13 protein-coding genes are annotated in these 13,449 nt (G+C 68.8%); 3 read left to right on the forward strand and 10 right to left on the reverse strand.

Annotated elements, in window-relative coordinates; genetic code table 11:
* Window positions 1-11: 11 nt before the first annotated feature.
* The 3 genes from ASE22_RS10690 to ASE22_RS10700 all read left to right on the forward strand — a co-directional run bounded on the left by ASE22_RS10690 (window position 12) and on the right by ASE22_RS10700 (window position 2,770).
* On the forward strand, window positions 12-965 hold the full coding sequence (locus ASE22_RS10690) for a TauD/TfdA dioxygenase family protein (protein ID WP_056358842.1): 954 nt from the start codon (window positions 12-14) through the stop codon (window positions 963-965).
* 190 nt (window positions 966-1,155) lie between these two features.
* Window positions 1,156-1,863 (forward strand): hypothetical protein, encoded by a 708-nt coding sequence (locus tag ASE22_RS10695; RefSeq protein ID WP_056358575.1) that lies wholly within the window; start codon window positions 1,156-1,158, stop codon window positions 1,861-1,863.
* Window positions 1,864-1,879: 16 nt separating this feature from the next.
* Window positions 1,880-2,770, forward strand: coding sequence for an alpha/beta fold hydrolase (locus tag ASE22_RS10700; RefSeq protein ID WP_156397482.1), 891 nt, complete (start codon window positions 1,880-1,882; stop codon window positions 2,768-2,770).
* A 55-nt stretch (window positions 2,771-2,825) separates the two neighbouring features.
* Here the strand turns inward: ASE22_RS10700 and ASE22_RS10705 are convergent, their stop codons facing one another.
* From ASE22_RS10705 to ASE22_RS10750, 10 genes are all read right to left on the reverse strand, one after another.
* Complete coding sequence (locus ASE22_RS10705; RefSeq protein WP_056358578.1) at window positions 2,826-3,599, reverse strand: SDR family NAD(P)-dependent oxidoreductase; 774 nt, start codon at window positions 3,597-3,599, stop codon at window positions 2,826-2,828.
* Window positions 3,596-4,405, reverse strand: a complete 810-nt coding sequence (locus ASE22_RS10710; protein WP_056358580.1) for a hypothetical protein — start codon at window positions 4,403-4,405, stop codon at window positions 3,596-3,598. The genes ASE22_RS10705 and ASE22_RS10710 overlap by 4 nt, the downstream gene beginning before the upstream one ends.
* Complete coding sequence (locus ASE22_RS10715) at window positions 4,402-5,343, reverse strand: LLM class F420-dependent oxidoreductase (RefSeq protein ID WP_056358583.1); 942 nt, start codon at window positions 5,341-5,343, stop codon at window positions 4,402-4,404. Before ASE22_RS10715 ends, ASE22_RS10710 begins: the two co-directional genes overlap by 4 nt.
* 19 nt (window positions 5,344-5,362) lie before the next feature.
* Window positions 5,363-6,517 (reverse strand): serine hydrolase domain-containing protein, encoded by a 1,155-nt coding sequence (locus tag ASE22_RS10720; RefSeq protein ID WP_056358586.1) that lies wholly within the window; start codon window positions 6,515-6,517, stop codon window positions 5,363-5,365.
* Window positions 6,517-8,064: a class I adenylate-forming enzyme family protein gene (locus tag ASE22_RS10725; protein ID WP_056358588.1), complete on the reverse strand. Its 1,548-nt coding sequence runs from the start codon at window positions 8,062-8,064 to the stop codon at window positions 6,517-6,519. Before ASE22_RS10725 ends, ASE22_RS10720 begins: the two co-directional genes overlap by 1 nt.
* Window positions 8,061-8,480 (reverse strand): Zn-ribbon domain-containing OB-fold protein, encoded by a 420-nt coding sequence (locus ASE22_RS10730; protein ID WP_056358591.1) that lies wholly within the window; start codon window positions 8,478-8,480, stop codon window positions 8,061-8,063. Before ASE22_RS10730 ends, ASE22_RS10725 begins: the two co-directional genes overlap by 4 nt.
* A gap of 2 nt (window positions 8,481-8,482) precedes the next feature.
* Window positions 8,483-9,412 carry a cyclase family protein gene (locus ASE22_RS10735; protein WP_056358594.1) on the reverse strand — a complete coding sequence of 310 codons (930 nt, stop codon included), beginning with the start codon at window positions 9,410-9,412 and terminating at the stop codon, window positions 8,483-8,485.
* 10 nt (window positions 9,413-9,422) lie between these two features.
* The gene (locus ASE22_RS10740; protein ID WP_235536208.1) at window positions 9,423-10,601 is read right to left on the reverse strand and encodes a thiolase C-terminal domain-containing protein; all 1,179 of its coding nucleotides are present in this window, start codon (window positions 10,599-10,601) and stop codon (window positions 9,423-9,425) included.
* Window positions 10,602-10,745: 144 nt separating this feature from the next.
* Window positions 10,746-11,858 carry an LLM class flavin-dependent oxidoreductase gene (locus ASE22_RS10745; protein ID WP_235536207.1) on the reverse strand — a complete coding sequence of 371 codons (1,113 nt, stop codon included), beginning with the start codon at window positions 11,856-11,858 and terminating at the stop codon, window positions 10,746-10,748.
* A complete protein-coding gene (locus ASE22_RS10750) occupies window positions 11,809-13,449 on the reverse strand; it encodes an AMP-binding protein (RefSeq protein WP_056358600.1) in 1,641 nt (546 codons plus the stop codon). The genes ASE22_RS10745 and ASE22_RS10750 overlap by 50 nt, the downstream gene beginning before the upstream one ends.

The following is a 13,449-nucleotide window of genomic DNA, read 5'->3' on the forward strand; positions in this document are numbered from 1 at the left end:
GGGCGGACGACATGCCGCTCGCCATCGAGAAACTGTCCCCGCATGTCGGTGCCCGGATCACCCTCGATCCGGACCGGATCGGCGACCCCGCGCTGACCAGGGCGCTGCGCGAGGCCTTCGTCGAACATGGCGTGCTGCTGTTCCCGCGGATCGGCACCTCGCCCGACGTGCATGTCGCGCTCAGCCGCTGCTTCGGCACGCTGCAGGTCCACCCGGTCAACAAGAACCAGGTCGAGGGTTTCCCCGAAGTCGTCGACATGTCCTATACCCCGCCGGAAAATCCCGGAGACCTGTCCTATCATGCGGTCTACCGGATCGAGGGGCGCGAGCTGGCCGGCTGGCTGCCGTGGCATTTCGATCTGTCCTACATGGCCGAGATCAACCATGGCAGCATGCTGCGCGCGCTCGAGGTGCCGCCCGAGGGCGGGCGCACCGGCTTCATGGACCGCATCCGCCTCTATGATCTGCTGCCCGACGACCTCAAGCGTCGGATCGACCGGCTCAGCGTCGTCTATCGCTTCCAGCCCGACATGATGAAGCGCAAATATTGCCGCCCCGCCGACATGGCGCTGGTGGCACCTTCGATGAAGGCCGGCATGTTCGACGGCGATGTGCTCGATCGCGATTTTCCGCCGGTCGCCCACCCGATGGTCTACACCCAGCGCCAGACCGGGCGGAAGGTGCTCAACGTCGCCCCGCTGTTCGCGGTCGGCATCGCCGGCATGGACGGCCCCGAAGGCGACGCGCTGCTCGCCGAGGTGATCGAGCATTGCTGCACCGCCGACTTCGCCTATTTCCACCGGTGGGAGGAAGGCGACATGATCATCTGGGACAATTGGCGCGCGATGCATTCGGCCGAGGGCGTCCCGCCGCACTATGCGCGGCGGATGCAGCGGACCAGCCTGAAGGGCGATTATGGGCTCGGCCGGGTGCTGGGCGGGCGGGAGCGGGGTGGACAGTTCTAGCCGGCATTCAAATTCGTCATGCCAGCGAAGGCTGGCATCCATGTCTGCTTCCTCACTCGATGCCATCTGGCCGATGAGAGACATGGACCCCAGCCTTCGCTGGGGTGACGATCAAAGAAAATGCTATCGACTTGAACCAACCAGTCGCTTGCTATAATTCCTTTCTTATAAACCGATGGAGGGGATAGGCATGATCGGAGCGACTCTCGAACAGGCGATGGCGGCCAATCGCGTCCAGAGCGACGGCGTCGCCAGCGCGACCGACGTCATCGGCCGCCGCCAGGTCGACAATGACGATCCGCAGGCCTTCCTCGTCCGCGCCGGTGCCGGCCATGTCATCCCCGGCCACTTCCACGCGGTCGACCAGTTCCAGATCTTCGTCGAGGGCAGCGCCAAGCTGGGCCGCTTCGACCTGCATCCCGGATCGATCCATTATACCGACGCCTATACCAGCTACGGCCCGATCATCGCGACCGAGGAGGGCTACGGCTATTTCACGCTGCGGCCGGTATCGACCACCAGCTATCACCAGATGCCGGGCGAGGCGAAGCTGCTGAAGGAAGTGCGCCACAGCAGCGGCTCGCAGCGGCGCATGCTGATGGGCGAGGTCGCCGAGGCGCCCGAAGCGCAGCCCGGTATCGCACCGATCTTCACCCAGCCCGACGGGGTGGGCGCCTATCGCCTCTCCGCCGACGCCGGCCAGGCGCTCGCCTTCCCCGAGGAGGCGAGCCACGGCCGTTTCCTGCTGATCGTCGGCGGCGGCGCGACGGTCGACGGCCAGGCCTATGGTCCGAAATCCTGCCTGTGGGCCGACGATGGCGAGGCCTTCGCCCCCGTCATCGCGGGCGAGGACGGGGTCGTCGCGGTGCTTGCGGCGTTTGGCAGCCAGGCAGGCTGATCCCGGTTCACAGGATATGACAGTGTCAGAAGCGGCCGGACCGGCCTGGTTCCGCAACGCGCTCGCCTGCGCCCCCGAGCGCGGGACGGTGCAGGCCGACGGCGCCACCATCGAAACGCTGAGCTGGGGCGATCCCGCCAAGCCCGGCCTGTTCCTTCTCCATGGCGGCGCCGCGCACGCCGACTGGTGGAGCTTCATCGCGCCGATGTTCGTCGACCGCTACCGCGTGGTCGCCTTCTCCTGGTCGGGCATGGGCCGCTCGGACTGGCGCGAAAGCTATTCTATCCGGGGCTTCGCGCGCGAAGCCTGCATCGTCGCGTGCGAGACCGGCCTGCTCGACGGGCCGACTCCGCCGATCTGGATGGCGCACAGCTTCGGCGGGCATCCGTCGCTGGTCGCGGCGGTCGAGACGCCCGAGGCGCTGTCGGCGCTGATCCTGATCGACACGGGCGGCTTCCCCGCCCCCGGCGTCGTCGAGAATTTCGTCTATTCGACCCGCGCCTCCCCGGTGTTCGAGACGCGCGAGCAGGCGCTGTCGCGCTTCCGCTTCGTGCCGCCCGACCGCGACGCGCCGTCCTTCATCCGTGACTTCATCGCCGAACGCTCGATTTCCGAACTGGGCGGCAGCATGCCCGGCTGGCGCTGGCGTTTCGACTTCTCGATGTGGAGCCGGCTCGACCGCGAGCCCGACATGCTCGACCTTCTGGCCACCGCCGACGTCCCGCTCGCCTTCATCATGGGGGCCGAGACCCAGATCATGGCCGACGACGCCAATGAGCGCATCCGTGAACTCCGCCCGCGCTTCACCCCGATCGCGACGGTGCCCGATGCGGGGCATCACATCATGATCGACGATCCGCTCGCCTTCGTCGCGGCGGTGAACGGGTTGCTGGCGGCCTGGCCTTAAGCCACCACGTCATGCCAGCGCAGGCTCGAGGATATAGGGAAGGGGAGCACACCCATCAAATCCCGAACCCGCCCGACACCGATATCTGTTCGCCGGTGATATAGGCCGCCCGGTCGGAAGCCAGGAATACCGCAGCATGGCCGATCTCCGCAGGCGTGCCATAGCGCTTGATCGACAGCGACTTCTGGGTCGCTTCCTTCCAGGCGTCGTCGAAATGGCCGATCGCGTCGAGCTTGTCGAACATGCCTCCGGCGATCACCCCGACCAGCACCGAGTTGGCGCGGATGCCGAAACGGCCTTCCTCGCGCGCGATGCCCCGCACCAGCGCCTCGTTGGCGGCCTTGGGCACCACGGACAGCCCATCCTTGCCAGGCCACAGCCGGTCGCCGGCCGAACCGATATGGACGAAGGAGCCGCCGCCCGACGCGCGGAAATGGGGCAGTGCCGCCTGGACGACGTTGAAGAACCCGTCGACCTCGATCGCGAAAGCGGCCTTCCACTGCTCGGCCGTCACTTGCGACATATAGACCTGCGCGACCAGCGGGCCGGCGGCGAAGACGATGCTGTGGACCCGGCCATGCCGTTCGACCGCTGCGGCGACCGCGGCCTCGACGCTGGCGCGGTCGGCCAGGTCGGCCTGCACCGTGCTGGCCTCGACCCCGGTCGCGGCGATTCCTGCCGCCATTTCCTCGGCCTTGGCGCGGTTGCCGCGATAGCCGAGCGCGACCGCGCTGCCGGCGCGCCCGAACTCGAGCGCGACCGCGCCGCCGAGGCCACCGCTGCCGCCGAAGATCAGCGCGGCGCCGTCAGGAAAGGGACGATCGGTCATAGCTGGTCCACATGCTTGTCCGTGCCGGGCACCGTCGGAATGAAATGGCCGGCGAACACCAGCGCGCCGCGCCCGGAAGCGGCGAGGGCCGCATCGAGCGCGCGGGGGATCGCGTCCCAGTCGGCCGGCGGCACGGTCTCGAAGAAGGCGAGCACCAGCACGCGGTGGCGGAAATAGGCGGGGTCGGGCCGCGCGACATTGCCCGGTGCATTGTCGGGCAGCGGCACCGGCCGGAAGCACAGCGCCATCGGCACCTGCGTCCCGTCGATCAGCCCGGGCAGCACCTCGTCGCGCAACCAGTCGGCGACGGCGTCGCCCTCCCCGGCCGCGTCGACTATGATCGCCATCGCGCCCGGATAGCCCCGGTCCAGCGCCAGTTCGGCCGGCACCCCATCCTCGTCGCGGAAGGCGCCGCCGGCATAGCGGTAATAGCCGGTCGAGATGTTGCGCCGGGGCGCCTCCATCCGGCCCTGCTGGTGGAGGCGCAGCGCCTGCTCGACCGACCAGCTGATCGTTTCGTCGAGCCGTTCGCCGAGCACCCAGTAGGTGACGAGGAAGCTGCCGTCGCGGATATCGCCGGTGACCGGCGTCGTCTCCGGAAAGCGCTCGGCCCGCATGGCACGCGTGGCGAGCCAGCGGCGGCCGGCGAAGAAGCCCGCCCCCGCCATGCAGCCCGCATAGAAATGATCGCGCTCGTACCAGCGGTGGAAATGCCGTTCCCAGCCCGCCTCCGGCTGGGCGAGCGAGAACAGCATGCCGCCCAGCCGGATCTCCGGCACCGGCCGGTCGTCAACGGGCGCGCTCATGCGGTGGCTGCCTGGCGCCCGCCGATCTTCGCCAGCACTTCCTCGCCGAACCACAGGACGTTCTCGACATATTGCGCCCGGTCGGCCTGCGGCAACGCGACAGCGCTCCAGGTGACGCCTGCCGCCGCCAGCTCCTCGAGCTGGTCGATGATCGCCTGCGCGTTGAGGCGGGTGCCGTTGTAGAGGGTCATGTCGAACGGGACCATGCAGACGTCGAACGGCCGGGTCCGCCCCTGCTCGGCACAGAGGTCCCTGGCGAAGGCGATCTTGTCGGCCAGCTCGGCGACCGAGGTCAGCTGGTCGGTACCGGTGATCGCGCTGAGCTTGCCGCGCGCCGGGAAGGGCGCCCAGCCGTCGCAATATTGCACCGCGCGGCGGATCGCCTTCTCGCTATTGCCGCCGCACCAGATCGGCGGGTGGGGCCGCTGGACCGGCAGCGGCAGCAGCTGGACCTCCTGCGCGTCGAACAGCTGGCCGGCGAAGCTGACCGACTCGCCGGTCCAGGCCAGCTTCATCGCCTGCAGCGCCTCGTCGACCAGCGCGCCGCGCTTCTCGAAAGGGACGCCGAGCGCCGCGAACTCGGCCTTCATATAGCCGACCCCGACCCCCATGATCATCCGCCCGCCCGAAATGACGTCGAGGCTGGCCGCCGCCTTGGCGGTGAGGAAGGGGTTGCGATAGGGCAGCACCACGATCTGGGTGTGGAGCTTCAGCCTGGTGCTGACCGCCGCGACCGCGGTGAGCTGGACGAAGGGGTCGAGCGCCGAATGGCCGCCCGCCGCGAGCCAGGCATGCGACGGCGCGGGGTGATCGGTGACGTAGCAGGCATCGATCCCAGCCCTCTCCAACGCGCCGGCCATCTCGCGGATCGCCTCGACCGACATGAACTCGGTCGGCGTGTCGAACTGGTTCAGGCCCAGCGCCATCGAAATGCGCATCGTCCCCTCCTCTATGGTGTCAGAAACATGCCAGCGCCGCGTCGAGCAGCGCGCCGTTGCGGCTGCGATCGCCCATCTCGGCGCACAAATTGGTCACATAGCCCAGCGCGAAACCGCGTTCGGGATCGGCGACCCCGATCGATCCATAGGCGCCCTTGTGGCCGAACAGCGCGGTGCCCGGCCGGTCGACATGGCCGAGCGAGACCCCGCCGGCCGGAAGCTGGTAGCCCATGCCATAGGCGACATCGTTGCCGAGCAGCGCGTCCTCGCCGCGATACTGCTCGGCGGTCGCGAGCGCGAGCCGCTCGCGCGACAGGATCGGCGCCTTGCGATCGATCAGCGCGGCATAGATGGCGGCGAGGCTGCGGGCGTCCGAATGGCCACCCGCGCCGAGCCCGTTCGCCGCGCGCCAGCCGGCCGAGCTGGCAACCGCCGGGCTCAGCAGCGACCAGTCGTCGAGCGAGGTGATCCTAGCGAAACCTTCGTCGCCGCCGGCCGCCCAGACCGGCGCGCCGGGGTTGGCCGAGGCCAGCATCGCGATGCGGTCCTTCGGCACGGCCGCCCCGCGCCAGGCGAAGCGGGCGCCGAGCGGGCCGTTGAAATGACGGTCGAGCAGCGTGTCGAGATCGTCGCCGGCGATCCGCATCATCAGTTCGCCGATCAGCCAGCCGAAGGTCAGCGCATGATAGCCGGAGCGGCGCGGCCTGGTGCCGGCGGCGGGCGACGCGGCGAGCGCGGCGGTGACCCGGTCCCAATCGAGGACATGGCCGGGCGCCGCCGGATCGGGCAGGCGGCCGAGGCCCGCCTGGTGCGCCAGCAGCTCGCGGACGGTGATGTCCGCCTTGCCGGCGGCCGCGAATTCGGGCCACCAGCGCGCGACGGGCGCGTCATAATCGATCCCGTGCTTCTCGGCGAGGATGTGGAACAGACTCGCCGCCACGCCCTTGGTGCAGGAAAAGACGCAGGCGGCGGTATCGGCCCGCCAGGGCGTGCCCGCATCATCCGCGACGCCGCCCCAGATATGCGCGACGACCTGGCCCTCGACGATCAGGCACATTGCCGCGCCGACCTCGGTCGCACCGTCGCGGCCGGGATCGAACAGGCCGAGAAAGGCGTCGGCGACCCGGCGGAAGGCCGGGTCCCAGCGCCCCTCGATGCGCTCGCGCACCGTCATCAGCCGAGCCGGCCTTCGTAGAGCGCACGAATCTCGCGGCGCAGCAGCTTGCCGCGCCCGCCCGAGGCGTCGTTGCCATGCGGCAGGCTATCGGCGACGACGATCAGGTCGGGCACCGCCTCGGCCGGCAGCATCGTCGCCAGCTTCGCCCGCAGCCCCGCCTCGTCGAGCGAGACGCCCGGCTGCGGCGAGACCGCCAGGATGATCTTCTGCTCGGTCGCCCCCGCCGGGCTGCCGGCGACGCCGGCCTCGGCGACCCCGTCGATCGCCCCGGCGACGTCCTCGATCTGGATCGGGCGGAGATAATGGCCGCCGCGCGTGATCGCGTCCTCCTTGCGGCCGAGCACGGTCAGCCGGCCGCTTTCGTCCATCAGGCCGAGGTCGCCGGTGTAGAACCAGCCGTCCTTCAGCACCTCGGCGGTCTTCTCGGGCTGGCCGTCATAGCCCTGGAACAGGTGCGGACCGGTCATGACGATCTCGCCGGGCACGCCGACCACCCGATCGCCGCCGGCGCCGATCGTCTGCACCGCCTGCCCGATGCGCGCGCGGCCCGACGTCGCCGCCATCGGTGCCTCGGTGATCGTGTTGACGCAGTTATAGGGGCCCTCGGACTGGCCGTAGAAACTGTACAGCGACAGCCCGGGCAGCCGCTCCATCAGCCGCGAGAAGATGTTGGGCGAGATCGGCTCGCCGCCGAGCAGGATCACTTTCAGCGACGACAGGTCGAAATCCTGGTGCGGATGGTTCGACAATATGTCGCCCCACTGGCTGGGGATCATGGTGATGTGCGAGATACGTTCGCGCTGGACGGCATCGAGCAGCCTGGCCGGGCCGAGATCGTCCTCGAGCGCCACCTTCATCCCCGCATAGACCGCGGCGCCGATCGTGCAGGGAAAACCGATGCCCCAGATGATCGGCCCCGATCCCCACACCGAGTTGGCCGAGCGCTCGACCTCGTACAGCACCGTGCTCATCTGGATGCAGGACGCATGGCTGTGGACCACCGCCTTGGAGGTGCCGGTGGTGCCCGACGTGTAGAAGAAGCCCATCGGATCGTCGAAACCGGCGCCGAGCGGCGGCTCCGCGTCGGAAGCCCCGGCGACCGCGTCGTCGAGCGAGACGGCGCCCTCGATGCCGGTTCCGATCGCGATCAGCTTCACATGCGGCAGCTCGGCGCGGATCAGCGGCGCGATACCCGCGTTCGGCGCGTCGAGCGCCAGCCAGTCGACCTCCGACTGACGCGCCATCGCCACCACCATCTCGGGTGCCCAGTAAGGATTGAACGCGGCGATGATCGCGCCGATCTTCGCCTCGGCGAAATAGGTCTCGGCGACGTGCAGCGCCTCGCCCAGCAGCGACGCGACCTTGTGCCCCGGCTCGACGCCCAGCGCGGTCAGCGCATTGGCGGTGCGGTTCACCCGCTTGTTGAGCGCGTCGAACGTATAGCTCCGGCCGCGATAGACCAGCGCGACATCGTCGGGCGTCCGCGCCGCGTTGTTGGTCAGTACCGCATGCGCATAATTGCCGTAGGGCGCCTTGCCGCTCATCCTTGCTCCCCTCGCTCCATGATCCTGAAATTGGGCATCGTCATCTCGCCGCGCCGTTCGAACCAGAGCTCGACGGGCAGGCCGATCCGCACCGCGTCGGGGGCGCAGCCGGTGACGTTGCCGAACACCCGCAGGCCGGGCTGTTCGGGCAGGTCGATCCAGGCGATGACATAGGGTTCGCTGTCGAAACCCGCGACGAAGCTGCGGTGGACGACGCTGAAGGTCGCGACCGTGCCGCGTCCCGAGACCTCGTCCCAGCCGAGATCCTGCGATCCGCACTCGGCGCATTGCCGCTCGGGAAAATGGATCCAGCGGTCGCAGCCCCGGCAATGCTGGATGACCAGCCGCCCCTCCGCCGCCGCGCGCCAATAGGGCTCGGTCAGCTCGGTCGGTACGGGGAGCGGCCTGGTCGCCATGTTCAGAGGATCGCCAGCGGGTTGATCGGGCTGCCGGTGCCGCCGACGATCTTGAGCGGGGCGACCACGAACTGGAAGGTGGTCGGCTGGGCCTGGGCCAGGTCCTCCAGCCACAGCATCTCCATCAGGTAGATGCCGTGCCGCCACAGGAAGATCATGTGGATGTCGCCGTCGAGATCCTCGTCGGCGCCGCCCTGCGCATTGAGGCCGCAGATCGCGCTGTTGTCGGCGGCGACGGCGACGACGTCGCGTGCGGCCAGCCACAGCGCGCCATCGGTCGCGAGGCCGGGCTCGCCGCCCCAATAGGTCTCGGCATTCTGGTAGAACTGCTTGGTCCAGCCGGTGCGCAGCACCACCGCGTCGCCAGCGCCGATGGTCACGCCGGCAGCGGCGCACATCGCCTCCAGGTCGGCGGCGGTGATCCGGTCGGCGGGATCGAGGATATCGCGGCCGCGATGGCGCGCCACGTCGAGGAACACGCCGCGCGTGGCGATGCCCGGCAGTTGCTCGATGCCGCAGCGGAGCGCGCCGTAGCTGCGAATGCGCGCGCTGTCATGGCCGTTATAGAGCCGCTGGCCGTTCCACATATGGCACAGCGCGTCCATATGGGTGGTGGTACCGTGCGGCGACACGATCAGCGCGTCGTCGGCGATCGACAGGCCGGCGGGCGGCTTGGCTCCGGCGAGATAGTCGCCGCCGTCGATCGACATGAAATGCTGCGGCAGCGGCCGGCCGCGCAGATGCGGCACCGTGCAGGGCGCGTTGCTCGACGTCGATCCCTTGATCGGCAGGCTGAGGCTCAGCACCTGCCCGCGCGCGACCGCGCCGGCGCCGCCCTTGATCACCTCGGGCGTCAGCAGATTGGCCGTGCCGATCTGGTCGTCGGCGCCCCAGCGGCCCCAATTATGCGGTTCGGGAGGTGTATCGCTCATCGCCTGTCCTTCACGCTTCCAGCCCGAGCAGCAATGCCGAGCCGAAATTGCCGCCGAAACCGGTGCACAGCGCGGTCGCGGCCTCGACCTGCCGGTCCCCCGCCTTGCCCTGGAGCTGCTCCACCGCCTCGACGACGTTGTTGAGGCCATGGACATAGCCTTCGGACAGCAGCCCGCCATTGGTGTTGAGCGCGAAGCCGCGCCCCGCCTCGCCCGCGGCGGCGAAGTCCGCCACCTCGCCCGGCGGCACGAAGCCGAAATCCTCGAGCTGCTGGAGGATCAGGTAGGAATAGGCGTCGTAGCATTGCACGAGGTCGATATCGGCCGGCGCGACGCCCGTCGCGGCATAGAAGCGCGGTGCCACATGGGCGGAAAAGATACGCGCCGGATCGTCGCCCGCCTTGTCCATCGCCCCGGCCCCGCGCCCGCCCGCCCGGATGGCGCCGAGCACATGGACCGGCCGGTTGCGCAGCGCGCGCGCGCGATCGGGGGTCGTCACCACGATGGCGCAGGCGGCGTCGGTCTCCAGGCAGCAGTCGAGCCGCCGCAGCGGCGAGGCGATCATCGGCGCGGCGCGGTAATCGTCGATCGTCAGCGGATCGCGCAGCAAGGCCTTGGGATTGGCGACCGCCTTCGCACGCTGCCGCACAACCAGCGGCCCCAGGTCGTCGGGCGCGATGCCGCGATCGTGGAGGTAGCGCTGCGCCGCCAGCGCGAACAGGTTGACCGGTCCGCGAAAGCCGTAGGGCGTGAGGAACTGCTCCTCCATCCCGTCGCTGGCGCCGAGCGCGATCTGCCCCATGCGCTTGCCGCTGCGGCCGTTGAGCGCGCGGTAGACGACGACGGTTTCGGCGAGCCCCGCCGACACGACCATCGCCGCATCGCCGAGAATCGCCGCCGCCTGGCTGCCACCGCCATAATAATCGTTGGTCCAGCCATGCTCGGCGAGACCGAGCATCCGCGCGACCATATGGGTCGGGACCGAATCGGACAGCGCGTAGGACAGCAGGCCGTCGACGTCGCGGCGTTCGAGCCCGGCATCGGCGACCGCCGCGTGGACGGCCTCCATCGTCAGGTCGAGCACGGTCCGGCCGGATTCGCGGCTGAAGCGCGTATAGCCGACCCCGGCGATCGCCGCCTTGCCCGAAAACGCCTGCCTCTCCACGCCCGCCTCCGCTCTCCTCTCCACTGGCCCGATCCTTGATGCGATCGAACCGCGCCGCATCTTTAAGCCGTCATGCCGGCGGAGGCTGGCATCTCAGGCGATTCCAGCCTCGCGCCCTTCTCCTCTCTCCCGAGATCCCGGCCTTCGCCGGGATGACGACATCCGGAACTACCGGAAGGCCGGCATCACCTCCTTGGCGAAGAAGGACACCAGACGCTTCATCTCGGGCATCGGCAACGGCCTCGTGCTGCCGAAATCGCACATCAGGTTCGAATAGCCGAAATCCTGCAGCATCCGAACCTGGCCGATCACCCGTTCGGGGTCGCCGATCACTTCCATCTTGTCCCAGCGGAAGTCGTCGCTGACCTCCCCGCCCTTCATATATTTGGCTTCCCAGGATTCGTAGCCCTTGGCGATCTTGCCCGTCTTGGGGTCGATCGGCGCGCTTTCCTTGTTGATGATCTTGCCGCGGTCGAAACCGGCCTCGAACGCCTGGAAATCCTCGCGTGCCTTTTCGTTGGTCTCGGCGACATAGACGCTGCGCATCGCGCAAAGCGAATGGCCCTCGGTGGCATGTCCGGCCGCCGCCATCGCCTCGTGCCAGGCTTCCGACGCGCGCTTGAGCGAGCCGAAGGTCGCCAGCGCGTCGGCCATGATCGGCAAGCCGCGCGTCGCATAGCGCTGCACCGTATCGGGACTGACCGACGCCACCCAGGTCGGAATCGCCGCCTGCATCGGCTTGGGCTTCAGGTTGACGCCTTCGCACTGGTAGAATTTGCCCGAATAGCTGACGTCGTCCTCGCGCCACAGCCGGTTGATCAGATCCAGCGCCTCGTCGAACCGCTCGCGCGCCTCGGACAGGTCGACGCCCAGGCGGCTGAACTCCAGCGACTGGTAGCCGCGACCGATGCCGAAATCGAAGCGGCCGTTCGACAGCAGGTCGAGCTGGGCGATCTCCTCCGCGATCAGGATCGGGTTGTGGAGCGGCAGGATCAGCACGCCGCTGCCGAGGCGGATCTTCGAGGTGCGCGCGGCGAGGTAGGACAGCATCGCCGGGATGTTGGTGCACAGGCCATAGTCGCGGAAATGATGCTCGGCGACCCAGACGCCATCGAAGCCGCATTCCTCGAGATGCTCGACCAGCTCGGTGTTGTAGTCGTAGACCTGCTTCTCGCTCCACCCGGCATGCTGGTGGTAGAGCAGGAAAGCGGAGAATTTCATGCGCGCCACTTCAGGCTTCTCCAGCGTCTGAATATTGGCGGGCGTTTGTTCGGAGTACATCTTTCGCCACCTTGCCATTTGCGTTGAGCGGAAGTTCGGTGCCGAGCACGAATGTCCGGGGAACCTTGTAATTGGCCATGTTCTCGCGGGCCCAGGCGGTCAGCTGCTCGGCCGTGGCGGTGCTGCCGGGGTGCGGAATGACGAACGCCACGCCGACCTCCCCCAGCCGCCGGTCGGCGATACCGACCACCGACGCCGCCGACATCAGCCCGGAGGAGAGCAGCAGATTCTCGACCTCGGCCGGGTAGACGTTGAAGCCGCCGCAGGTGAACATGTCCTTCTTGCGGTCGACGATGCGGATGCAGCCATGGCTTTCGAGCAGGCCGATATCGCCGCTGTGCAGCCAGCCCTCGGCATCGATCGCGGCGGCGGTCAGCGCCGGCTCGCGCCAATAGCCCTGCATGACGTTGTAGCCGCGCATGACGATCTCGCCGGTCTGGCCCTGCGGCACCGGCCGGTTCTCGTCGTCGACGATGCGGATCTCGACCCCGTCCATCGGCCGGCCGGTGGTCGTCGAGATGACGTCCTCGGGATCGTCGGCGCGGGTCATCGACACGACGCAGCCCTCGATCAGGCCATAGGCGTTGATCGCCCGCGACACGCCCAGCTCGGCGCGCACGCGGCGCAGCAATTCCATCGGCACGCTCGCCGCGCCGATGAAGCAGACGCGCAGGGTCGTCACCTCGGCCCCCGTGCGGGCGCGCTGGTCGAGCAGGCTGAGATAGAGGTTGGGCGGCCCCGAGGCGACGGTGATGCCGTGGCGCAGGATCAGTTCCAGCGCGCGCGCCGGATCGAAGATGTCCATCAGCACCATCGTCATCCCGCGCTCGGCGCTGGCGAGGATGCCCGCATTGAGGCCGAAGCCGTGCGAGAAGGGCGGGATCACCAGATAGACGTCGCCCGCACGCAGCGCCGCGACGTCGGCCCAGTCGCGATAGGCGCGCATCAGCTGGCCATGGTTGAGCTGCACCCCCTTGGGCGCGCCGGTCGAACCGGAGGTGAACATCACCTCCGCCAGCATTTCGCCGTCGATCCCGGCGATCACCGCGTCGAGATCGGCGTCGGACACCGCCTCGCCGCTCGCCAGGAAATCGACGAAGCCGATCTCGCCCGGCGCAGAGACACTGTCCTCGTCGAGCCGGACGATGTGGCGCACGGCCGGCAGGCGGTCGAACGGACGCCCGTCGCCCGCGCCATAAGCGGCCTTGACGATGTCGATCAGCCGGGTGCCGGCGCATTGGCCGACGGTGATCAGCAGCTTGGCGCCGGTCGCCTCGAGCAGCGGACCGACTTCGCGCGCCTTGAGCCGGGTCGACAGCGGCATCAGGACCGCCCCCGCCATCCAGGCGGCGTGCGCGGCGATCACCCAGCGGGTGACGTTGGGCGCCCAGCAGACGACGAAGTCGCCAGGCTCGATTCCGGCCGAGATCAGCGCGCGGGCCATGCGGCGCGCCTGTTCGTGCAGGTCGCGAAAGCTGGTCTCGCGGTCGCCGTCGCGGACGGCTATCCGGTCCGCATATTCGGCGGCGCGATCGCGCAGCAGATGCGCGATGCTGCGATGGTCGGCGGCGAGGGCCTGGGTCGTTGCCAT

Source organism: Sphingomonas sp. Root720, from assembly GCF_001428605.1.
Lineage (GTDB): Bacteria > Pseudomonadota > Alphaproteobacteria > Sphingomonadales > Sphingomonadaceae > Rhizorhabdus.